Origin of the sequence: Streptomyces sp. NPDC051322, assembly GCF_040689485.1 — a bacterium.
GTDB lineage: Bacteria > Actinomycetota > Actinomycetes > Streptomycetales > Streptomycetaceae > Streptomyces.
Window position 1 is genome coordinate 293,662 of sequence record NZ_JBFBAK010000002.1, and the last position, 21,296, is coordinate 314,957.

At 69.9% G+C, this 21,296-nt stretch carries 21 protein-coding genes; 14 read left to right on the plus strand and 7 right to left on the minus strand.

What is annotated here, in order from left to right:
* The first annotated feature begins 28 nt into the window (after positions 1-28).
* On the plus strand, positions 29-607 hold the full coding sequence (locus AB0436_RS05535) for an XRE family transcriptional regulator (RefSeq protein ID WP_366466406.1): 579 nt from the start codon (positions 29-31) through the stop codon (positions 605-607).
* Positions 608-623: 16 nt separating this feature from the next.
* Entirely contained in the window at positions 624-752 is a 129-nt protein-coding gene (locus tag AB0436_RS05540) for a DUF6126 family protein (RefSeq protein ID WP_365855304.1), read from the plus strand.
* 54 nt (positions 753-806) lie between these two features.
* On the opposite strand, the gene AB0436_RS05545 is transcribed toward AB0436_RS05540, so the two are convergent.
* Positions 807-1,622 (minus strand): tyrosine-protein phosphatase, encoded by an 816-nt coding sequence (locus AB0436_RS05545; RefSeq protein WP_366466407.1) that lies wholly within the window; start codon positions 1,620-1,622, stop codon positions 807-809.
* Positions 1,623-1,836: 214 nt separating this feature from the next.
* On the opposite strand from AB0436_RS05545, the gene AB0436_RS05550 reads away from it, so the two are divergent.
* From AB0436_RS05550 to AB0436_RS05595, 10 genes are all read left to right on the plus strand, one after another.
* Positions 1,837-2,628 (plus strand): SGNH/GDSL hydrolase family protein, encoded by a 792-nt coding sequence (locus tag AB0436_RS05550; RefSeq protein WP_366466408.1) that lies wholly within the window; start codon positions 1,837-1,839, stop codon positions 2,626-2,628.
* A 132-nt stretch (positions 2,629-2,760) separates the two neighbouring features.
* Positions 2,761-3,903 carry an MBL fold metallo-hydrolase gene (locus AB0436_RS05555; RefSeq protein WP_366466877.1) on the plus strand — a complete coding sequence of 381 codons (1,143 nt, stop codon included), beginning with the start codon at positions 2,761-2,763 and terminating at the stop codon, positions 3,901-3,903.
* Between the two features lie 63 nt (positions 3,904-3,966).
* Positions 3,967-4,626: a TetR/AcrR family transcriptional regulator gene (locus AB0436_RS05560; protein ID WP_366466410.1), complete on the plus strand. Its 660-nt coding sequence runs from the start codon at positions 3,967-3,969 to the stop codon at positions 4,624-4,626.
* Complete coding sequence (locus AB0436_RS05565) at positions 4,623-5,147, plus strand: methylated-DNA--[protein]-cysteine S-methyltransferase (RefSeq protein ID WP_366466411.1); 525 nt, start codon at positions 4,623-4,625, stop codon at positions 5,145-5,147. The genes AB0436_RS05560 and AB0436_RS05565 overlap by 4 nt, the downstream gene beginning before the upstream one ends.
* A gap of 57 nt (positions 5,148-5,204) precedes the next feature.
* Positions 5,205-5,729: a peptide-methionine (S)-S-oxide reductase MsrA gene (gene msrA, locus AB0436_RS05570; protein ID WP_366466412.1), complete on the plus strand. Its 525-nt coding sequence runs from the start codon at positions 5,205-5,207 to the stop codon at positions 5,727-5,729.
* A 235-nt stretch (positions 5,730-5,964) separates the two neighbouring features.
* The gene (locus AB0436_RS05575; protein WP_366466413.1) at positions 5,965-7,716 is read left to right on the plus strand and encodes an ATP-binding protein; all 1,752 of its coding nucleotides are present in this window, start codon (positions 5,965-5,967) and stop codon (positions 7,714-7,716) included.
* 7 nt (positions 7,717-7,723) lie between these two features.
* Entirely contained in the window at positions 7,724-8,158 is a 435-nt protein-coding gene (locus AB0436_RS05580) for a roadblock/LC7 domain-containing protein (protein ID WP_366466414.1), read from the plus strand.
* Between the two features lie 2 nt (positions 8,159-8,160).
* A complete protein-coding gene (locus tag AB0436_RS05585; RefSeq protein ID WP_366466415.1) occupies positions 8,161-8,532 on the plus strand; it encodes a DUF742 domain-containing protein in 372 nt (123 codons plus the stop codon).
* The gene (locus tag AB0436_RS05590; RefSeq protein ID WP_366466416.1) at positions 8,510-9,103 is read left to right on the plus strand and encodes an ATP/GTP-binding protein; all 594 of its coding nucleotides are present in this window, start codon (positions 8,510-8,512) and stop codon (positions 9,101-9,103) included. The genes AB0436_RS05585 and AB0436_RS05590 overlap by 23 nt, the downstream gene beginning before the upstream one ends.
* Positions 9,100-9,669, plus strand: coding sequence for a GAF domain-containing protein (locus AB0436_RS05595; RefSeq protein WP_366466417.1), 570 nt, complete (start codon positions 9,100-9,102; stop codon positions 9,667-9,669). Before AB0436_RS05590 ends, AB0436_RS05595 begins: the two co-directional genes overlap by 4 nt.
* A gap of 20 nt (positions 9,670-9,689) precedes the next feature.
* Here AB0436_RS05595 and AB0436_RS05600 read toward each other — a convergent pair whose 3' ends face one another.
* The 6 genes from AB0436_RS05600 to AB0436_RS05625 all read right to left on the minus strand — a co-directional run bounded on the left by AB0436_RS05600 (position 9,690) and on the right by AB0436_RS05625 (position 18,970).
* Positions 9,690-11,558 (minus strand): DUF2264 domain-containing protein, encoded by a 1,869-nt coding sequence (locus tag AB0436_RS05600; protein ID WP_366466878.1) that lies wholly within the window; start codon positions 11,556-11,558, stop codon positions 9,690-9,692.
* A 17-nt stretch (positions 11,559-11,575) separates the two neighbouring features.
* Positions 11,576-12,775, minus strand: a complete 1,200-nt coding sequence (locus tag AB0436_RS05605) for a M60 family metallopeptidase (protein ID WP_366466418.1) — start codon at positions 12,773-12,775, stop codon at positions 11,576-11,578.
* A 65-nt stretch (positions 12,776-12,840) separates the two neighbouring features.
* Positions 12,841-15,282 (minus strand): polysaccharide lyase 8 family protein, encoded by a 2,442-nt coding sequence (locus AB0436_RS05610; RefSeq protein WP_366466419.1) that lies wholly within the window; start codon positions 15,280-15,282, stop codon positions 12,841-12,843.
* A 35-nt stretch (positions 15,283-15,317) separates the two neighbouring features.
* The gene (locus AB0436_RS05615; RefSeq protein ID WP_366466421.1) at positions 15,318-16,688 is read right to left on the minus strand and encodes a M60 family metallopeptidase; all 1,371 of its coding nucleotides are present in this window, start codon (positions 16,686-16,688) and stop codon (positions 15,318-15,320) included.
* Positions 16,689-16,829: 141 nt separating this feature from the next.
* Complete coding sequence (locus AB0436_RS05620) at positions 16,830-17,924, minus strand: LacI family DNA-binding transcriptional regulator (protein ID WP_366466879.1); 1,095 nt, start codon at positions 17,922-17,924, stop codon at positions 16,830-16,832.
* 59 nt (positions 17,925-17,983) lie between these two features.
* Entirely contained in the window at positions 17,984-18,970 is a 987-nt protein-coding gene (locus AB0436_RS05625; RefSeq protein ID WP_366466880.1) for a hydroxyacid dehydrogenase, read from the minus strand.
* Between the two features lie 336 nt (positions 18,971-19,306).
* On the opposite strand from AB0436_RS05625, the gene AB0436_RS05630 reads away from it, so the two are divergent.
* Positions 19,307-20,308 (plus strand): ABC transporter permease subunit, encoded by a 1,002-nt coding sequence (locus tag AB0436_RS05630; RefSeq protein ID WP_366466422.1) that lies wholly within the window; start codon positions 19,307-19,309, stop codon positions 20,306-20,308.
* An 85-nt stretch (positions 20,309-20,393) separates the two neighbouring features.
* Positions 20,394-21,254, plus strand: coding sequence for a carbohydrate ABC transporter permease (locus tag AB0436_RS05635; protein ID WP_366466423.1), 861 nt, complete (start codon positions 20,394-20,396; stop codon positions 21,252-21,254).
* Positions 21,255-21,296: the final 42 nt, after the last annotated feature.

Genomic DNA, 21,296 nt, shown 5'->3' on the forward strand with positions numbered 1-21,296 from the left:
GAGGCATTTTGCTGTCCCAATGGGGTGCATGAGCAAGCCCCCGAGCGATCCAGCCGGTCAGCTCCCCGACGTCGCACCGCGGCTGCGTGAACTGCGCCGCCGCGCGCGGCTCACCCTGGAGACCGCCGCCCGCCGGGCCGGCCTCTCCCCGGCGCATCTGTCCCGACTGGAAACGGCGGCCCGGCAGCCTTCGCTGCCGATGCTGCTCTCCCTCGCCCGCATCTACGGTACGACGGTCTCCGAACTGCTCGGTGAGACGCCGCCCGAGCGGGACCCGATCATCCGTGGCGGGTTCCGTGAGGCGGTGGAGGCGGACGGCTGGACGTACCACACGGCGGGTGGCTCGGGACGCGCGATGCAGGCCCTGCGGATCCAGGTGCCGTACGGGGCGCAGGGCGACCTGGTGCGGGTGCATCCCGGCGAGGAGTGGCTGCACGTGCTGGCCGGGACGCTGCGGCTGACCCTCGGGGAGGCCGTCCATGAGCTCGCGCCCGGGGACAGCGCGCACTTCGACTCACTGACCCCGCACCGCATCGCCGCAGCCACTCGCGCGGGGACCGAGCTGCTCTTTGTGCACACGCTGCTGCAGAGCCCGGATCTGCACTGAACGAGGGAGACCTGTCATGTCCGTCAAGCACGAGGAGAAGAAGTTTCCCAGGGGCCTCGTCATCAGGCTTTTCGCCTACCTGGTGGCGGGACACCTGTTCGCCGGATTCCTCTATCTGCTGTTCACGGTGGGCGGCCAGCAGTAGACACAGCCGGCAGTGGACGCGGTCAGCAGGGGAAGCCGTCAGCAGGGGACGCGGTCAGGACGGGTCGTCCAGCAGCCTGACGCGCAGCTTCTCCCGGGTCTCGGGGGTGATCCCCAGCCCCTCGGCAAGGTAACGGTCGGGGGTGCCCCAGACCTCGTCCACGGTGGCGAAAGCCGCCGCCAGATACTCCGCGCGGGCCTCGAAGAGCGGACTGAGCAGCTCCATGACCTCCGGTGACTTCGCGGCTGACGACGCGTCGCCGCGCTTCACCCGGTAACGCCGGTGCAGGTCGTTCGACTTCAGGTAGTCGGCCTCGATGGCATCGCGCTCGACGCCCACGGCCAGCAGCGAGATCGCTATCGAGACGCCTGCCCGGTCCTTGCCCGCCGCGCAGTGCATCAACGCCGGGACACTGTCCTCGGCGAGAGCGTGCAGCACCCGGCTGTGCTCGCCGGTGCGGGTCTTGATGATCGACCGGTAGGAGGCGGTCATCCGGTCAGCAGCCCTGCCGTCCCCGAGCACCTTGCGCAGGTCGTCGAGATGGCCGTCCCGGACCATCTTCCAGAACTCCGAGCCGTCGGCCGGGTCCGTCAGCGGAATGTTCACATTGCGCACCCCGGGCAGTTCCACGTCCGGTCCGTCCAGGGCCTGGTCGGCGGCATTGCGGAAGTCGAAGACCGTATGCAGTCCCAGGGTGGAGAGAAAGGCGGCGTCGGCGGCGGTCGCATGCGCGAGGTGACCGCTGCGGAACAGCCTGCCCTGCCGCACCCGCCGGCCGTCCACGGTCGGCAGGCCACCCACGTCGCGGAAGTTGCGCACCCCGGCGAGCTCGGGCTCTGTCGACGGGACCTGCGGCAGTTGCTGCGTCACGGGAAGCTCCTCCGGGCGGATGCGATCGGGTCTGCGGCTTTTGACGATACGACATCGCCTCCTGCCGGGGTCCGCGTGGCTCTCGCCGTGACCGCAGGGCCCGGGCTTCGCTTATTCCGGCTTTACGCAAACAGGCCGGGTGGCCTTTCTCACGGCCCGTCACCCCGCCAATTCGGTCGCGCAGGCCATATCGCGAGGTGCAGGATGAGCCTTTGTGTCAGACGATTCGGCAATCAAAAACAGGGACATCATCGGGTCGTACGCGGCGATCGGCGACAGCTTCACCGAGGGAGTCGGTGACCCGGGACCCAACGGGACCTTCGTCGGCTGGGCCGACCGGCTCGCGGTACTTCTCGACGACCGCGTCCCCGAACACACCTTCCGTTACGCGAACCTCGCCGTCCGAGGGCGCCTGCTGGACCAGGTAGTCGACGAGCAGGTGCCGCGGGCCAAGGAACTGGCGCCGGATCTGGTGAGTTTCTCCGCGGGCGGCAACGACATCATCCGGCCGGGCTCCGACCCGGACGACGCGGCGGAGCGCTTCGAGCGTGCGCTGGCCGACCTGAGCGGCTCGGTCGGTACCGTCATGGTGACCACCGGCTTCGACACCCGCGGGGTCCCGGTCCTGCGCCATCTGCGCGGCAAGATCGCGACGTACAACGAACATGTCCGGGTGATCGCCGCACGCCACGGCTGCCCGGTGCTCGACCTCTGGTCGCTCAAGACCATCCAGGACAGGCGCGCCTGGGACGCCGACCGGCTGCACCTGTCGCCGGAAGGGCATACCAGGGTCGCGCTGCGCGCCGCCCAGGTGCTCGGTCTCGACGTGCCCGCGGACCCGGACCAGCCCTGGCCGCCGGAGCGGCCGCGCGGCTCGGCCGAGATGCGCCGCGACAACATCCAATGGGCTCGCGAGCACCTGGTGCCGTGGATCGGGCGCCGGCTGCGCGGCGAGTCATCCGGCGATCATGTCGCGGCGAAGCGTCCGGATCTGCTGCCGCTCTGAATGCCCGGGACGATGGCATCGCTCACCGCGCATTCCCCCCTCTGTCGTACCGGCCGCACATAATGGAGCGACAACGAACATCTGGAGGTCCCCGTGCCCGACTCCCGTTCTCTGCGTGCCCGGCTCCGCGCGATGCGGCCGGAAGGCTTCGGCGCGGATCCGGCCGGGGAGCGGATGGAGCGCATCCGACGCTCGCCGAACTTCGCCGACGGGACATTTCAGAATCCGGAGGGCAGCAGAACCGGCCAGTCCGGATCGATGCTGGAGTTCGCGAAGATCTACTTCCGTAAGGACGAGCGGGTCCTCCGGGCCCCGGCGGGAAACGTGCCCGTCCATGCCACCACCGTTGCCGATCTGGCCCAACCACCGGCCTCCGGTCTGCGGCTCACCTGGATGGGCCATTCCAGCGTCCTCGCGGAGATCGACGGGCGACGGGTGCTGTTCGACCCGGTCTGGGGTGAACGCTGCTCACCGTTCTCCTTCGCGGGGCCAAAGCGGCTGCACCCCGTTCCGGTACCGCTCGCCTCGCTCGGTCCGGTCGATGTCGTGGTGATCTCGCACGACCACTACGACCACCTCGACCTCCCCACCATCCAGGCGCTGGCGGGCACCGACACGGTCTTCGCGGTGCCGCTCGGTGTCGGCGCCCACCTGGAGCGCTGGGGGGTGGCGCCGGACCGGCTGCGCGAGCTGGACTGGAACGAGACCACCCAGGTGGCCGGGCTCAGCCTCACCGCCACCCCGGCCCGGCACTTCTGTGGTCGCGGACTGCGCAACCAGCAGCACACGCTCTGGGCGTCCTGGGCCGTCAGAGGCCCCGAGCATCGGATCTATCACAGCGGCGACACCGGTTATTTCCCCGGCTTCAAGGACATCGGCGCCGCGCACGGACCCTTCGACGCCACCATGATCCAAATCGGTGCGTACAGCGAGTACTGGCCTGACATTCACATGACCCCTGATGAGGGGATCAAAGCCCAGTTCGACCTGCAACAGGGCAAGCCGCACGGCGTGCTGCTGCCGATCCACTGGGGCACGTTCAACCTGGCGTTCCACCCATGGGCCGAGCCGGCCGAACGCACGCTGCACGCGGCGCACAAGGTCGGCCAGGCGGTAGCGACTCCGGTGCCCGGCGAGCCGTTCGAGCCGGCGAGTCCGACCCCGGCAACTCCGTGGTGGCGGAACGTCGCCGTTGCTACGGGGGCGGGCTGGACCCCTTGGCCGGCAGTCGCCGAGGCCACGGTCAAGGACTCGGACCTCGTGGGCGAGGCATGAGCGGCGGGCTCGGAGGCACCCGAATTAAGGGCTGCTAGGCCCTTTCAGGCCTATGCTTGCCACATGGCAGGCACCGAAGCACCAGCGCAGCGGCTCACCGCGAAGGGACTCGTCACCCGGGAGCGCATCGTCGAGGCGGCAGCGCGGCTCATTTACCAGCACGGTGTGCAGAACACCAACAACGAGGCCATTCGCCGGGCCACCGGGGTGAGCGGGTCGCAGCTGAGCCGCCACTTTCCCACCAAGGAGAGCCTGGTCCGCGCGGTGATCGCCTGGCGGGCCGATTCGGTGATTCGCGCGCACCGGATCCCCGCGCTCGGCAACCTCGACAGCTTCGCCGCGCTGCGGCTGTGGGCCGACTCCTACATCGAGCGGGAGGACCTGTGTCGCGGCGGGTGTGCGTTCGGTTCGCTCGCCAGTGAGGTGCTCAAGACGGGGCCGGAGGTCCGGGACGACCTGGCGGACGGCTTCGACCGCTGGGAGGACCTGTTCCGCTGCGGTCTGCGGGCGATGCGGGACCGCGGCGAGCTCAGTGCGGCGGCGGATCCGGAACAGCTCACCTATGTGTTGATGGCCGCGTTCCAGGGCGGAATGCTCCTTGATCAGGCGGCAGCGAGCGTGGGCCCGCTGCGCGCGGCGTTGAACGGCGCGATCGCCTACATCGAAACGTTCGCAACCGGCCGGCCGGGCCTCACGTTGCGAGGCTCCGGAGCGTCTTCTTGAGCGACGTCTTCTTGAGCGACGGCTTCCGGGATGTGGCCTACACGACCATCGACACCCCGGTCGGCCCCCTGTTGCTCGCCCGCACTGCCAAGGGCCTGGTCCGCGTCGCCTACGCCGGCGAGGATCACGAGAAGGTGCTGGACAACCTGGCGGACCGGCTGAGTCCCCGGGTGATACGGGCTCCGGCGCGACTGGACGACGCTGCGCGCGAGATCGACCAGTACTTCGCCGGGGAGCGGAGGACCTTCGACCTTGCTCTGGACCTGACCCTCTCCAGCGGTTTCCGCCGGCTGGTGCAGAGCCACCTGCCGGAGATCGCTTACGGACACACGCTGAGCTACGCCCAGGTCGCCCAACTCGTCGGCAGCCCCAAGGCGGTGCGCGCGGTCGGTACGGCCTGCGCGACCAATCCGCTTCCCGTCGTGCTGCCCTGCCACCGCGTGGTGCGCAGCGACGGCACGCAGGGAGGCTACGTGGGAGGTCCGGCCGCCAAGACCACGCTGCTCAACCTGGAGACCTGATATTATGGGCTGTCAAGCCCATTTTGCTGAATTTCGTGCTCGGAGGCTGGAGACATCATGACCACCACATCGACCGAGCGTGCGGTTCTCGCCGGGGGCTGCTTCTGGGGTATGCAGGACCTGATCCGCCGCTATCCGGGCGTGATCTCCACCCGCGTCGGCTACACGGGCGGGGACGTCCCCCACGCCACCTACCGCCACCACGGAAACCACGCCGAGGCGATCGAGATCCTCTTCGATCCGCAGCAGACGACCTTCCGTACGCTGCTGGAGTTCTTCTTCCAGGTGCACGATCCGACCACGCTGAACCGGCAGGGCGGAGACATCGGAGCCAGCTACCGGTCGGCCATCTTCTGGACGAACGACGAGCAGAAGAGCGTCGCCCACGACACCATCGCCGATGTCGAGGCATCGGGGCTGTGGCCCGGCCGCGTGGTGACCGAAGTGGCGCCCGCCGGACCCTTCTGGGAGGCGGAACCCGAGCACCAGGACTACCTGGAGCGCTACCCGCAGGGGTACACCTGCCACTTCGTGCGTCCCGACTGGAAGCTTCCCCACCGGGACGACGCGCCCGCGCAGTGAGGGCGGCGGCACAGCGCCCCGCGGCGCAAACCGTGGCATGACAGCAGCATAATTTTCGGGCGCCCGTGCGAACCCTCATACCAGAGCGGGACGCTGGGCGCGCAAGTTCGGCAACTGCACATCGAGCGTGACGGCGTGGCGACTACTGTGAGTGGCTGCTGATCAACAGGAAGACGCAACGGACGAGTTGGGTCCCTGTCGGTGAGCCCTGGTATCCCACGTACCGAGGACGCTGATGTCTCATCTTCGCGCACCCGCTGCGCGGACGGACCGCCCAGAAGGCGGACGGCACGGACGGACGGGCAACCGTTCCGTCCCGCCGGGCCCCCGCCCGGCCCCGTCCGCTCCCCGCCGACCCCGTTCCGTACCGCCGCCGCCCGAGGCCCGCATACGGCCGCAGTTGCTGCGTGCCGCCGTGCTGCCGACCGTGGTCGCCGCGCTCAGCGGGACCGCCGCCGTCGTCTTCACCATCCACTCGGTCGGAGTTCATCCCTCGCCCGCCCTGCGCGGCGTCCTCGCCGCCTGTGCGGCCCTCACCGCGGCCGCCATGGCCGCCGCGGCGCTGGGCGCCGACCGGGTGGCCCGCACGGTGCTCGACCGCTGCAACGCGCTGCGCCGTTCGATCGCGCTCGGCCAGGCCGACCTGCGGTCGGTGGTCGACCGGCTCAGGCGCGGCGAGGGACCGCCCGCCGGACCGGGGTCACCGGCCGGCCCGGCCGGCGGCGACGCCTTCGACCTGCTCGCCCGGGAAATCGTCCGGGCGCAGGAGATCGCTGTGGTCTCCGCGGTACAGGCCTCTCAACTGTCCAGCAGCGCGGGCGACGAACAGAAGGTCGAGGTCTTCGTCAACCTCGCACGCCGGCTACAGTCCCTGGTGCACCGGGAGATCCAGCTGCTCGACGAGCTGGAGAACCAGGTCGAAGACCCGGAGCTGCTCAAGGGGCTCTTCCACGTCGATCATCTGGCCACCCGGATCCGCCGGCATGCGGAGAATCTCGCCGTCCTCGGCGGTGCGATCTCCCGGCGCCAGTGGTCCAACCCGGTCACGCTGACCGAGGTGCTGCGCTCCGCCATCGCCGAAGTCGAGCAGTATCCGCGGGTCAAACTCGTGCCGCCGATCGACGGCACGCTGCGCGGCCATGCGGTCGCCGACGTGATCCACCTGCTGGCCGAACTCGTCGAGAACGCCACGGTGTTCTCGGCTCCGCAGAGCCAGGTCCTGCTGCGCGCGCAGTACGTCACATCCGGGCTCGCCGTCGAGGTCGAGGACCGGGGTCTGGGCATGTCGGTCACCGAGGCGGGCAAGATGAACGCCCTGCTCGCCGACCCCGACCAGGTCAACGTCGGACGGCTCCTCCAGGACGGTCGGATCGGCCTCTATGTGGTCGCGGCGCTGGCTCGCCGACACGGGATCTCGGTCAGACTGCAGACCAACATCTACGGCGGTGTGCAGGCCGTGCTCGTGCTGCCCGCCGGACTGCTCGGCACCGATCAGAACGGGCTCCAACCGGCCTCGGTCCGCGCCCCGCAGCCATCCGCCCAGTCCGGAGATCAGCCGTATCCACCGCAGCAGGCCGTGCCGCAGCCCCGGCCCCCCGAGCCGTTGGACGAACTGTCCGCGCCGCTCGCGGCTTCGCCTGCCCCCCTGCCGGTCCGGGAGGCCCAGGGCGAGCGGCCCAACCCGGCCGCTGCCCTCCCGGGCGCCCAGTACGGCCCCCCGCAGGACGCCGAGCCACCACCTCCGGCGGCGCGCTCCCTGCAACACCGTCCCGAGCTGCCCCGACGTCACAGCCAGCAGCACCTGGTTCCCCAGCTCAGGGACGCGCCCGCCGCGCGCTCCGAGGACGAGCACCCCGCCGTCCACGACCCCGGGCTGGTGGCTGCGTTCCAGCGCGGCATCAGCCTCGCTGAGGCGCAGCCGGAGCGGGAGCCCGACCACGGGCGGACCGACGGCCCGCAGCCTGACGACGACACTTCCAAGGAGTAGATGCACCATGGTGAGCGATGTGCCGACCGGACATGCGTCCGATCTCGACTGGCTGCTGAGCGGGCTGGTCCAGCGTGTCCCCTTCACCCGCAACGCCGTCCTGCTCTCCGCCGACGGTCTGGTGAAATCCGTGCACGGGCTCGATGCCGACAGCGCCGACCACATGGCGGCGCTCGCCTCCGGCCTGTACTCCCTCGGCCGCAGCGCGGGCGCACGCTTCGGCGACAACGGTGAGGTCCGCCAAGTGGTGGTCGAACTCGACTCGACCCTGCTGTTCGTCTCGACCGCGGGCTCGGGCACCTGCCTCGCCGTGCTGGCCGGCCGTGAGACGGACGCGGCGGTGCTCGGCTATGAAATGGCGATGCTGGTCAAGAGCGTCCGGCCGTACCTGGTCACGCCGGCCCGCAGGCGGGCCGGCGCATCGAGTGCCACGGGGCGCTGAGCGTGCCTTTTCCGCAGGACAGCCCCTGGCTGGACGAGGCGGCCGGCCGACTGATCCGCCCGTACGCCGTGAGCAACGGCCGCACCCGCCCCACGACCGAACTCGACCTGCTCTCCCAGGTGATGGCGACCGGAGTGGTGTTGCCCGGACACCTCGGACCTGAACACACCCAGGCACGGGGGCTGTGCGAACGGCCCACCTCGGTGGCGGAGATCGCAGCCCACCTGCGGCTGCCCGTCGTCGTCACGAAAGTACTGCTGTCCGACCTGATGGACTGCGGGGCGGTCACCACGCGTGCACCCCGCTCGGACGAAGAAACCACCGACCTTTCCTTGCTGGAGGCAGTGCTCGATGGCCTACGACGACGGCTCTGATCTCTTTCCCACCGCGCTGAAGATCCTCGTCGCGGGCGGTTTCGGGGTCGGTAAGACGACCTTCGTGGGAGCGGTCAGCGAGATCTCACCGCTGAGCACGGAGGAGATGCTCACCCAGGCAGGGGAACAGACGGACAGTCTGGAGGGGGTCGAGTCCAAGGCCACGACCACCGTCGCCATGGACTTCGGGCGGATCACCCTCGACGCCCACCACGTGCTCTACCTCTTCGGGACACCGGGGCAGGAGCGCTTCTGGTTCCTGTGGGACGAGTTGTCCGCGGGCGCGCTCGGCGCTGTGGTGCTGGCCGACACCCGCCGCCTGGCGGAGTGCTTCGGCGCCATCGACTTCTTCGAGCAGCGCGGTATCGGATTCGTGGTCGCCGTCAACGAGTTCGACGGCGCGTTCCGCTACGGACCGGAGGAGGTCCGATCCGCTCTCGACCTCAAGCCCGACATTCCGGTGGTGCTCTGTGATGCCCGCATCGCCAGCTCGGGGATCCGCACGCTCGTCACGCTCGTGGGGCATCTGCTCGACACCACGCCGGCCACCAACGAGGGAGTCCACCCATGACCTACGACCCGACGAGCCGACTGCTGCTGACCCCGGTGGACCAGGAAGCGCCCGCCAGGGCAAGGAGGTTGCGCAGGCTCGGGCTGGGGGAGCGGATGGAGGAGGCCTTCGACGCGTTCGCGCAACGGCTGGCCGAGGCGACCCGTGCTCCCTACTCGATGGTCAACTTCATCGACGAGAACCGGCAGTTCTTCGCGGGCCTGCACACCCCGGCCGGCACCTACACCGGCAGCGACCTGAGTGCGGTGGCCGCCGCGGGCGGGATCCACCGCATCATGGCCCGCGACCACGGCTACTGCCCGCACGTGGTGGCCCGCCGCAAGGCGCTGGTCCTGGAGGACGTCTGCGACTACCCGCGCTTCGCCGGGAACCCGGTGGTCGACGAGATCGGCATCCGCTCCTATCTGGGGGCGCCACTGATCGACCGGACCGGCATCGCGCTGGGCGCGGTCTGCGTGGTCGACACCGTGCCGAGGCAGTGGGGACTCGCCGGACTCGAGACCATCAAGGCAGCGGCGGCGGAACTGGTCGCGCAGATCCACCGCCGCGAGGACGGTGGCATCTGACCGCTGTCGTCCGCCCGCCATCAGGCGCTCAGGGTGGTCCCGTCCGGAAACACCAGGGTGACCGCATGGTCGGTCACCTCCACCGAGACGGACTCCTGGAGCGCGCGGGGATGGACCGTGTCGCGGGACAGGGCGATCAGAGCAACCTGCACGCTCCGCCCACCGGGGTGGTGGGGGCGGCCCAGCACCGGCGTCGCGGAGTGCGGGCCGTACGCGTTGGCCTGCACGTCGCGGGCGACCCGTGCCTCCCCGCGATCCCAGCCGTACAGCCCCACGACGGCGCTGGTCAGACCGTCCGCCGTGCGGGCCAGGGCCCAGCCGGGCCCCGCCTCGGCGGATGGACGCTCCTGGTGGGCGACCGGGTGGCCTCCTTCGCGTATCGTCACGCCCTCCGGGGCATCGACCCGGTGCACCCGGATCTCCCACGGACCGTGCAGCACACTGGTCGTCTCGACTCTGGCCCCGGCGTCCTCGTACCAGGACGACGCGGTCCGTCCGTCGCAGGTCAGCGGATGGATCCGGCGGCGGCGCGACGGCCTGCCCTCGGGGTCGATCAGCGCGAGATGGTTGGCCACGGCCCGCTCCGCCGCGTGCGGAGCCGACTCGGGGGCCGTGGCCGTGGTGTAGCCGAAAGCGGCGTAGTGCGGATCGTCCTGCGCCTCGCCCTCCGGCGGATTGTGGTCGCTGCCGTGGTTGACGAGACGGACGATGCCGTCGTGCCGGGTGCCGTGCAGCAGCCAGCCGGGAGCGGGCAGGGCGGTGTACTGATCGGACTCCTCGATGGGAAGCGCCTGTTCGCGTGCGGTCCAGACCGGGTGGTCGGCCGGCAACAGAAGCCCGAGGAAGCCTTTCGACGCCCAATAGGGGGAGGCGGGGCCCGAGTACGGCTGAGTGGTGGGCAGGAACGTGTCGTACCAGCCGAGTGTCAGCAGACCACGCTCGTCGGGGACACCGCGCTCGGCGAAGTGCCGCATCGTGCCGGACGCGAGACGACGGGTACGGCCGGGTGAGAGCGGGGTGCAGTCGGCGAGGGCGCCCATCCACACCGGGGCGAGCGCCGCGTACCGGTAGGTGAGGGAGCGGCCCTGGTGGACGGGGGCGCCGTCCGTGCCGAAGAAGTGCTGGTAGCCGCCCAGGAACTCGGAGAGCCGCTCGCGGTAGATCTTCGTACGGCCGGTATCGGGATCCTCGCCCGCGATCCGCGACCACAGCAGCGGGTACAGATGAAGCGCCCAGCCGATGTAGTAGTCGAAGTTCCGCCCGTCGCCGTCGGTGTACCAGCCGTCGCCGACGTACCAGTCCTCGATCCGGTCCAGACCACCGTCGATGTCGGCCTGGTGGTAAGGAGCGCCGACCGAGGCCAGGAACTGCTCGGACACCACCTGGAAGAGCCGCCAGTTGTTGTCCCAGGTGCGGTGGCCGACGAATCCGCAGAACCAGTCGACGACCCGCTCCTGGACCCGGGTGTCGAGCCTGTCCCAGATCCAGGGGCGGGTCTCGTGCAGCGCGACCGCGATCGACGCTGCCTCGACCATCTGCTGAGAGCAGTCGGTGAGCTTCGGCCAGGCCTCACGCGACTGCGGATCGGTGCCGGTGGCCAGACCTCCTGCGTAACGCTCCACCAGACGCGGATCGGGGTCCCCGCCCGCACCGGCGATCCGGAAGGCCGCGAGCAGGAAGGAGCGCGCGTAGCCCTCCAGGCCGTCCGACACCACCCCCGACCAACTGCCCCGTCCCGGCAGCCGGTACTGGGCGAAGCCCGGTGTCGCATACGGCACCAGGGCGTCCAGCAGATGGTCGGCCAGGGACTCCCAGTGGGCGCGGGTCCAGCCGGTGCGGGAGGAGAGCAGACGGTCGGTCGGGGGAAGGCTGAGGTGGGGCGGGGTCATCCGGGTCATGCTCCCAACTATGAGACCGGCGCGGGGGCGTCGGCCAGGGTGCTCGGGTCGACGGGCGGCTCGGGGAGCTGGAGGGCCGCGAGCTCCGCGAGGCCGGTCGCGTCGATGGGGAAGGCCCACTTCTTCACGAAGAAGTCGGTCAGGTCGTAGCCCGCGACCCGGCTGGAGTAGGTGGCCAGTGCGCGATAGCGCCTGGCCGTCTCGCCGGCCGCCGACTGCGGGTTCTCCTCGCGGACCAGCCGGTGCAGTTGCGGCCAGAAGCTGTCGCCGAAGGCCAGCTCCAGCTGCCGCAGCGGCACCAGCTTCTCGTAGGCGGAGAAGGTCTTTTCGTAGCTGGTCCCGAGGGCGCCGAGTTTGGGGGCCGCGGACTGGAAGTAGTTCTTTCCCGTCCCGGCGTCGACGGTGAGCAGGTTGGACGGCTGACCGAGGGTCCGCTGGGCAGCCAGGGAGTAGATGTTGACGGTGACTTCGGTCAGGCCTGCCGGCTTGTACGCGAACTGCTGATGCAGGTGCCCGAGCTCGTGGTACAGCCCCCATCCCCGCGTGCGCAACCCCTCCACCGTGGTGGCGCGGTCCAGATAGGCCCGTGGGAATCCGTTGTAGCCGTGCGTCGCGTACGCGCCGACACCGGACGGCACCTTGGACACTTCGGTGAAGTGGAAGACACCCGCCTTGCGGCGGTGCACCGGCCGTGATCCGTCGAGGCCGCTGATCCGGGCGTGCGAGTCGATGATGGTCTCGACCAGCTGCAGCAGCGCGGCGTGGTCCTCGTCGCGGTAGAGCAGCGCACCTTCACGCGTCAGGGTCATGATGGTGTGCTCCGCGTGCAGTTCGACGTACGGGACGTCGGTGAGCGCGTCCAGCTGCTCCTGGTACGAGGCCTCGCTGGTCCGGCCGAGAGCGAAGACCGGCATCGGCACCGCCCCCGCGCGGAACTTCACCGCTGCGCGTTGCCCACTGCCTTCGAGGGTCAGATAGACGGGTCCGCCGTGGGGGTCGGTGACGGTGTTGGCACCCGGCTTGAGGGCGTAACTGCGCGGCTCGGTGATCTCGCCGTAGTAGTCCCAGAGGCCGATCCTCGGCCTCCCCGGAGGGGCGTGCGGTGATCTCGACAGTGGTACCGGTGCCCCGGGGGGTTGCGGCCTGTGCGGGGGAGCCGCCCAGGACGCCGACGGCGCCGGCGCCGGCCAGCCCGGCGAGCAGGGCACGGCGGCTTACAGAGTTCGAGATGCTCATACGAAACCTCCTGAAGTGGTGGAACCGTGGCGGGCACTCATCCGAGTTCGGCGGTGTGCGTGTGGCCGCGGGAGCCGCCGACCGTGACCGTGAGGACGGGACGGCGGCCCGTGGTGACGGCCACCGTGGCATCGGCGCGGATCACCTTCCGTACCGGAAAGGGCAGTTCGACCGCGAGCGTGGTCAGAGTGTGACCGGGATCGGCGACCGCGACCGAGACGCCGTGGGCGTGGCGGCGTAGGAGCAGGGAAGCCGGACCGCTGGATGTGAGACCGGCGACGCTTCCGGCCTCCCAGAAAGTGGCCGCGGTCAGGCCGGTGCGGGGCATCTCGACCACCTGCGCCGTGCTGGTGTTGGCCGTGATACGCACCGGTCGGGCGCGGGACCAGACCGCGGTGGTGCCCGGCGACGCACCGGGCAGCAGGACATAGGCGTAAGCGGCGTTCGTCGGGGAGACGCCGTGGTCGACCCAGAGCGTGGCATAGCGACGCGTGACGGGCGCCGTGGAACCGGCGGTGTCCGCACCGGTGTCCAGGTCGCTCCAGCGCCCGGCGCGCTCCTCGCGCAGCGCGCTCAGTCTCGCCCCGGAACGCGGAGCGGGGAAGACGTAGCCGCCGACGCCCTCGAGATGGGCCCAGCGAGCGGTGTCGAAGGTCTGGCTCCACCCCTGTCGGGTCGGCTGCCGCGCTCCGTCCACGAGCAGACGCTGAGTACCCGATGCGTGCAGATTGCGGTTCTCCACGATGGTCTCGACACCGCGGCCGTCGGTCGCGGTGATGCCTGCGCCGAGTGCGATCACCGCGTTGTCGACGAAGAACCATGACTTCCGGGCCCGCAGACTGCTGCCCTGCGCCACCAGTTCCATGGCGGCGGCGCCGTAGCGGCCGTCGAGCACCGCACCACCGGCGATGCTGTTCTGCGGCAGGTAGTAACCGCCGGCGGTGATGTCGGCGCGCCGCCGGGTGTCCACCGTGGTGCCCGGCAGCCGGTACGGGTCCACGGTCGGCCAGAAGCCGTCGCCGAACTGCCCCAGATCGTCGCCGGTGTAGAGATAGGCCATTCCGTCGCCGGTGTACCAGCCATGCAGATTCTCGCCGTTGCCCGCCTCGTACGCGGCGATCCGCCGTGACGAGAGGGCCAGCGCCATGGACCAGGCGGGCCGCCGGTGCACCACCCGGTCCATGTCGGCGAAGACGTGGTGGCCGACCACGCGGTCCGCGGGGGCCACACTCCGGTCGGCGAGTACCGCCTTGGCGAGGGCGACCTGCGGGATCCCGACGAGCCCGAGGTAGGGGTCGGTGCGGTTGCGCTGGATCCAGCCCTTCACGGCCGACCGCCACGCGTCCGCGTACGCGGCGGGCGCGGCGCGCGCCAACAGCAGGATGTCCGAGACCGCGGTCGCGCCGTCGGTGTGGTCGGCGGCCCGTTCACGCGATATCGCGCGGCCGCGTACGGCGTCCATCATCAGTCCGTCGAAGATCACCGGGGAGAAGGCCCGGCCGACCGCTTCGTACATCACCGAGATCCGGGGATCGCTGAGAGCCCAGGGCGATGCGTCGAGGAGCGCCGCCAGGTACGCGGCACCGCCCAGCAGCACCGTGCCGTACGACCCGGTGTACGCCACCGCGTCGTGCTGGATGAACGAACCGTCGGCATAGAAGCCGTCGCCCGAAGTGACGTACTGGAAGAGGCTGTTGCGTCCCCCGTCCCGCACATCGGAGAGACCGTCGCGGGCCAGCGCGACCTTCGCCGGATCGCGGGCGAGCAGGCCGTGCAGCGCCACGATGACGGCCTTGTCGGCCCGGTTGGCCCCGGTCTCGGCCAGCGCGGGGGAGTTGCTGCGGCGATCGGGGTTCGGCACGAAGCGCTCGACGCTCGCCAGCTGGGCGGCCAGGGCATCGGCCGGTATGCGGCTCCGCAGGAGGACACAGCAGTCCAGCAGGGCGCGCGGCGCACCGATTTCCCAGAACCACCAGTTGCCGCCTTCGCGCTTCTCCGGGTTGTACGCCACGTCGTGCAGGAACCGCAGGGCGGACACCAGCGCGTCCGCCACCTCTTCGCTGCCGTTCAGGGCGGCCCCCGGTGTCGCCCAGGCGGTGGCGAGGGCCCTCAGCCGGGTGTAACTCTGCGCGAACATCCCGGGGTCGGTAACGGGTGCGTAGTCCGCCCAGAGAGCGGAGCGTCCGGTGCCGCGGTCCAGTCGGGCCCAGAAGTCGGCCGCCGATGAGTCCAGGGCGGCCAGCGCGGGGGCGAAGTCGGGATCAGTGGGGTCGAAGGCGCCTCCGGTGATGAGTTGTTCGGCCCGCGCCAGCAGGGTCTCGTACACGTCGGAGTCTTCGGCCGAGAGGTCTTCGGCCGAGCGGTCGGCGGCCCGGGCGGGTCCGGCGCCCGCCACCCCGGTAACGGCCGGGGCGACGACCGAGGCGGCTCCCGTCGCCAGGAGCGTTCTCCTGCTGAGGGCGGAGCGTGGCAGATCCATGGCTGTTCCCTTCCGTTCGGCAGGCGGTGCGGTCGTCAGTCGCTGAGTGAGCTGGGGTCGACCGGTGGCTGGGGGAGGCGGAGCGCGGCCATCTCGGCGACTCCTTGCGCGTCGATGGGGAAGGCCCACTTCTTCACGAAGAAGTCGGTCAGGTCGTAGCCCGCTACCCGGCTGGCATAGGTGGACAGGGCCCGGTACTGTCCGGCGTCCACCGCCGGGTCGTGGTGGTAATCCTCGACGGGAGCGTCGTGTTGGTGCTCGGTGCGGACCAACTGGTGCAGTTTCGGCCAGAAGTCCTCGCCGAAGGCCAGCTCCAGCTGTCGCAGCGGTACCAGCTGCTCGTACGGACCGAATGACGTCTCGTAAGCGATCCCCGGGGCGCCGAGCTTGGGCGCCGACGACTGGAACCAGTCGAGTCCGGTGCTCGCGTTCTTGGTGAGCAGGTTGGACGGTTGACCGAGGGTGCGCTGGGCGGCCAGCGAGTAGATGTTGACGGTGACCTCGGTGAGCCCGCCCGCCTGGTAGGCGGCCTGCTGGTTGAGATGACCGAGCTCGTGGTAGAGCCCCCAGCCGCGGGTGCGCAGGCCGTTCACGGTGCAGAGCCGGTCCATGTACGCGCGGGGGAAACCGTTGAATCCGTGCCAGGCGTAGGCGCCGACCCCCTTGGGGACGACACTCACTTCGTTGAAGTGGTAGCGCCCGGCCTTCGGGCGGTTCAGGGGCGTCGAGCCGTCGAGGCCGCTGATCCTGTTGTGCGAGTCGATGACGGTGTCGAAGAGCCGCAGCAGTGCGGCATGGTCCTCGTCGCGGTAGATCAGTGCACCCGCACGGGTCAGGGTGAGGATGGTGTGCTCGGTGGTCAGCTCGACCCACGGCACATCGGTGAGGGTGTCCAGCTGCCGCTGGAAGTCGGCCTCGGTGGTGCGTCCCAGCTCGAAGCCGGCCATCCGGACTGTGCCGGAGACAAACGTGACAGCCGCACGCCGGCCGTGGCCAGCGAAACTCAGATAGAGAGGGCCGCCGTAGACGTCGGAGACGGTGTTGCGGCCGGCTCGCAGCGGGAAGACGCGGGGCGCCTTGAGGGCTGCGTTCTCGTTGTAGTCGTCGAAGGTCCCGATGTGCAGGACGGGGAGGGGGCCGTGCCCGGAACGGACCCGGACCGTGACCTCCGCACCGGGAGCGGCATAGCGGCCGGTCGGGATGAACTCGCTGGCGCGCAGCGACCGGTCGAGCCGCAGACGCTCGGTCTCCGCGTCGGGGAATGCCTCGATCAGCTGGGTGGCGCCGCCGGGCTCGCGTGCCGAAGCGGTGCCCGCGCCGAGAAGGGTGACGGCTCCGGCGCCTGCCAGAGCGGCGAGTGCGGTGCGGCGGCTGAAGGCGGAGGCAGGTGTGTGGGCAGGGCGCATCCGGGCTCCCAGAAGCAGAGGGCGATGGAGTGAGGGAGGAACTGCGCGCCAGCATGTAAGCGGTTGCCATCAACGTGCAAGAGGGCCGGCGAAGTTACTGTCTTTTACTATGGCCGGCCGACCGGACGCGGTAGTAAGCGGTCACGCCCGCCGGGCGCGCGACGGGGGCGGAGCCACGGAATCGCGTACTACGAGATGCGTGCCCAGCCGCACGGTGCCGGTGGTCGGTTCCCGCCAGTCGTCCTCGTCGCCACCCGGGACGGCCAGCCGTACGGCCTGGCGCCCCATCTCCTCCAGCGGTACGTGCACGGTCGTCAGCCGCGGCCGCAGCTCCTGGGCCACCGGGATGTCGTCGTACCCGACGAGCGACATGTCCTGCGGCACACGGATCCCGGCCTCCTCGAGGGCCTGGGCCGCGCCCGCCGCGACGATGTCGTTCGCCGCGAAGACGGCGGTGAACGGCGGCCCGTCCGCCAGCAGCTCGGCCATCCTGTGGCGCCCGAAGGCGCGGCTGAACGAACCGAGCTGTTCCAGGGCAGGGTCGTGTGCCACCCCGCGCAGCTCCAGTGCCCGCCGGTGCCCGGCCAGCCGGTCACGGGTGGTCGAGAGGGCCGGCGGCCCGCCCAGATAGAGGATCCGTTCGTGTCCCTGGGTCAGCAGATGGTCGGTGATGGCGAAGGCGCCGCCCTCGTTGTCGTACTCGACCGCCGCGCTCAGTGCCTGCTCGCCGAGCGGCGGCCGTCCGCACAGCACCAGCTTCGATCCGCCGGCGTCCAGATCGCGGGCCCGGCGGGCCAGTTCGGCGGTGTACGCGCGGTCGGCGACACTTCCTCCGACGACGATCACGGCGTCGGCGCGACGTTCGTGCATCAGCTCGATGAAGGCCAGTTCGCGCTGCGGGTCGCCCTGCGTGCAGCAGACCAGGCAGAGCCGCCCGCCGGCGCTCGCCTCCCGTTCCACCCCGCGCGCGATGTAGGCGTAGAAGGGATCGATGACCTCGTTGACGATGATGCCCACCGTGCGCCCCGAGACCCCGGCCAGTGCTCGGGCATGCGCGTTGACGACGTAGCCGAGCTCGCGCATCGCCTCCTCGACCCGGTCCCGGGTTGCCGTGGCCACCGGGTAGTTGCGGTTGAGTACCCGTGAGACGGTCGCGGTCGAGACACCGGCCAGCCGTGCCACGTCCGTGACCGTCGCACGTCGCCGGCTGTCGCCGGCCGAGCTCTGGCGGCGCATCCGACCCACCCCCTGGTTGTTGTCCTGCGGTGAGCCTATGGCCTGTGGGGCACGGGTGTTCATGCGATCCGCTCCAGGTCCGCCAGATGTACGGGGTGGTTGAAGGGCAGGCCGCGGGCGTACCGGCGCAGCTCGTCCACGGCCAGGGCCCCGAGCCTGCCGACCTCGTTTCCCTGGGCGCCGGCCATATGGGGGGTGATGAACACGTTCGGCAGCTCCCAGAGCGGGTGGCCGGCCGGTAGCGGCTCGGGGTCGGTCACGTCGAGTATGGCGTCGATCCGCCCGCTGACCAGGTGCCCGGTGAGCGCCTCGGTGTCCACCAGCCGGCCGCGCGCGGTGTTGACCAGCAGCGTTCCGGGGCGCATCAGGGCGATGCGCCGCGCGTCGAGCAGGTGCCGGGTCGCCGGGGTGTCGGGGGCGTGCACGGTCACCACGTCGCTGGTCGCCATCAGGGTGTCCAGATCGGTGGCGGACGCGCCGAGCAGCTCCGCCTCCGCGGTGCTCACATACGGGTCGTACAGCAGCACCTCCGCGTCGATCACCCGGAGCAGCTCGATCACCCGTCGGCCGGTCCGGGAGGCGCCGACGACGCCGACGGTCAGTCCGTGGGTACCGATCCAGTGCTGCCGGTCGAGGTCGGCAGCGGTGCGGTGGGTACGGCGGGTGCGGAAGAGCTGGGCGAACGGGAAGGCCCGCTTGGCGCCCATGATGATCGCCGCCAGGGTGAACTCGGCGACCGGTACCGCGTTGGCGTCGGCCGCCGATGACACGGCGATGCCGCGCTCGTACGCCTCCTCGGCGAGAAAGGTCTTGACGGTGCCCGCGGCGTGGATGACGGCGCCCAGCCGTGGTGCCCGGCCCAGCAGTGCGGCGTCGATGGGCGGGCACCCCCAGCCGGTGAGCAGCACCTCGGCATCGGCCAGCGCGGCGGCCGCCTCCGGAGAGTGGAACTCCCTGATGACGTAAGGCGGATGGAGATCGGCCGACTCCTCGAGAAGAGCTTTCACCCGCGGCGGGAAGACGTCGTCGATCAGTCCGGGGTCCATGGCCAGTACGGTCCGAGGCCGCCGCGGCGGGTCGGGAAGATCCGTACCGGACTGGGCCGGTGCCTTGTCGGTGGTGTGCACCCTGCCTCCGGACAGTAAACGCGTTCTATCGATGAGCCGCACGCTAGGGAGAGTAGTTGCCGCACGTCAAGCGATGGCCGGAGCTATCTGCCGGATTTGCAGGGCTATTTGGCCACCTGTCGCCGAGATTCCGGCGGCGGGAACGACGCCCGACGCGGACATTGCTGCTGATCCCTTGACGACGAGGTTAACCGCTTACTACGTTGCGGCGGCAGAAGGCTTCGCTCTGCGCCATCCGCCGAACAGGACTGCACCATGGCTGAAACAGCACCTCCGCTGCCGCTGAACAAGCGCCGGCGGAAGTCCGAAGCATCCTCACCACCCACGGTTGCCCGGCATCGGCTGTCCCTGTGGCAGCGGATCAAGCGCGACAAGGTGATGCTGCTGCTCACTCTGCCCGGCCTGTTGTACTTCGTGGTGTTCCACTACATCCCGCTGTTCGGCTATATGGTCGCTTTCCAGGACTACCAGCCGTATCTCGGATACATGCACAGCGCGTGGACCGGCCTCGCCAACTTCACCGGCGCCTTCGCCGACCCGGCCTTCTGGTCGGCGACCGAGAACACGGTGGAGATCGCCTTCGTCCAGCTGGTTCTCTTCTTTCCGGTACCCATCGCGCTCGCGTTGCTGCTCAACAGCGTCGTCAGTGACAGGCTCCGCCGGTTCATCCAGAGCGTGGTCTATCTGCCGCACTTCATCGGCTGGGTCATCATCGTCTCGATCTTCCAGCAAGTACTGGGCGGCGCGGGTCTGTTGCCGGGGCTCCTCGCGGACGTTGGGCTGCCCCGCTACGACATGATGAGCGACCCGAACACCTTCCCCCTGCTGATCGCCCTCCAGTCCATCTGGAAGGACGCCGGCTGGGGAACGATCATCATTCTCGCCGCGCTGCTGGGCATCGACAAGCAGCAGTACGAGGCCGCCGCCATCGACGGGGCCGGCCGCCTGCGCCGGCTCTGGCACGTCACGCTCCCAGGGATCGCCCCCGTCGTGATCCTGCTGCTGATCCTGAACCTCGGTCAGATCCTGTCCGTCGGCTTCGAGCAGATCCTGCTCCAGCGCGACGCGGTCGGCCCGGGCTCCGGCGAAGTCCTCGACACCTACGTCTACTACCACGGCATCAAGGACAACCAGTGGGGGATCTCAGCGGCTGTCGGCCTGGTGAAGGCCGTCGTGGGAACCGTCCTCGTCCTGGGCGCGAACAAGTTCGCCCACCGTCTCGGCCACGAAGGGGTGTACCGCGGTGCGGACAGCTGAGAAGTCACCGGCGACGGCGCCCGGCGTCGTGACCCTCCCGGTGGCGACGCCTCCGGTCAGGCCCTCCGACGGACGCCCGCCCTGGATGGAACGCCCGACCCGGCTCGGGCTCACCGGCAAGGGCATCGTCCTGACCCTGGTGGTCGTCGTCGTGGCCTACCCGCTGCTGGGCGTGATCGGCACCAGCTTCGCCTCGCAGACCGACATCATCACATCCTCCGGCCTCGTCCTGTGGCCCGACCACCCGACACTCGACGCCTACCGCACCATCTTCACGGGCGGCGTCGTGACGCGGGCGCTACTGGTCAGCGTGGGCATCACGGTCCTCGGCACCGCGGCCAGCCTGCTGGCCACCATCGGCATGGCCTACGGGCTCTCCCGCCGCGAGGTCACGGGCTCCCGCTTCATCCTCATGACGGCGCTCTTCACGATGCTCTTCAACGCGGGCATCATCCCGAACTTCCTCCTGGTCAACCAGCTCGGCCTCTACAACACCTACGCCGCACTCGTCGTCCCGACCCTGATGAGCGCCTTCAACCTGGTGGTGCTGCGCGCCTTCTTCATGAACCTGCCCGAGGAGCTGTACGACGCCGCCCGGGTCGACGGCGCGGGGGACTTCCGCATCCTCGTCCGGGTCGTTCTGCCGCTCTCCAAGGCCGTCATCGCGGTCGTCGGCCTCTTCTACGCGGTCGCGTACTGGAATGCCTTCTTCAACTCGTTGCTGTACCTCCAGGACTCGGCCAAGTGGCCGCTCCCCATGGTGCTGCGCACCTTCGTCCTGCAGGGCCAGAGCCTCAGCGGCGCTGCTGCCGGCGAGAGCGTCGCGCCGCAGCAGGCCGTGCAGATGGGGGTCCTGGTGGTCGCCGTCGTGCCGATCCTGCTGGTCTACCCGTTCGTCCAGCGCTACTTCACCAAGGGCGTCCTCACCGGCGCCATCAAGGGCTGAAGGCACTTCCGCCACGTCCGGCCCCTGCCACCCCCCGGCCCT

Coding starts and splice junctions, on each gene's coding strand:
- AB0436_RS05535 (WP_366466406.1), top strand. CDS start 29: ATGAGCAAGCCCCCGAGCGATCCAGCCGGTCAGCTCCCCGACGTCGCA.
- AB0436_RS05540 (WP_365855304.1), top strand. CDS start 624: ATGTCCGTCAAGCACGAGGAGAAGAAGTTTCCCAGGGGCCTCGTCATC.
- AB0436_RS05555 (WP_366466877.1), top strand. CDS start 2,761: ATGCGGCCGGAAGGCTTCGGCGCGGATCCGGCCGGGGAGCGGATGGAG.
- AB0436_RS05560 (WP_366466410.1), top strand. CDS start 3,967: ATGGCAGGCACCGAAGCACCAGCGCAGCGGCTCACCGCGAAGGGACTC.
- msrA (WP_366466412.1), top strand. CDS start 5,205: ATGACCACCACATCGACCGAGCGTGCGGTTCTCGCCGGGGGCTGCTTC.
- AB0436_RS05575 (WP_366466413.1), top strand. CDS start 5,965: ATGTCTCATCTTCGCGCACCCGCTGCGCGGACGGACCGCCCAGAAGGC.
- AB0436_RS05580 (WP_366466414.1), top strand. CDS start 7,724: ATGGTGAGCGATGTGCCGACCGGACATGCGTCCGATCTCGACTGGCTG.
- AB0436_RS05590 (WP_366466416.1), top strand. CDS start 8,510: ATGGCCTACGACGACGGCTCTGATCTCTTTCCCACCGCGCTGAAGATC.
- AB0436_RS05595 (WP_366466417.1), top strand. CDS start 9,100: ATGACCTACGACCCGACGAGCCGACTGCTGCTGACCCCGGTGGACCAG.
- AB0436_RS05600 (WP_366466878.1), bottom strand. CDS start 11,558: ATGACCCCGCCCCACCTCAGCCTTCCCCCGACCGACCGTCTGCTCTCC.
- AB0436_RS05610 (WP_366466419.1), bottom strand. CDS start 15,282: ATGGATCTGCCACGCTCCGCCCTCAGCAGGAGAACGCTCCTGGCGACG.
- AB0436_RS05615 (WP_366466421.1), bottom strand. CDS start 16,688: ATGCGCCCTGCCCACACACCTGCCTCCGCCTTCAGCCGCCGCACCGCA.
- AB0436_RS05620 (WP_366466879.1), bottom strand. CDS start 17,924: ATGCGCCGCCAGAGCTCGGCCGGCGACAGCCGGCGACGTGCGACGGTC.
- AB0436_RS05625 (WP_366466880.1), bottom strand. CDS start 18,970: ATGGACCCCGGACTGATCGACGACGTCTTCCCGCCGCGGGTGAAAGCT.
- AB0436_RS05630 (WP_366466422.1), top strand. CDS start 19,307: ATGGCTGAAACAGCACCTCCGCTGCCGCTGAACAAGCGCCGGCGGAAG.
- AB0436_RS05635 (WP_366466423.1), top strand. CDS start 20,394: ATGGAACGCCCGACCCGGCTCGGGCTCACCGGCAAGGGCATCGTCCTG.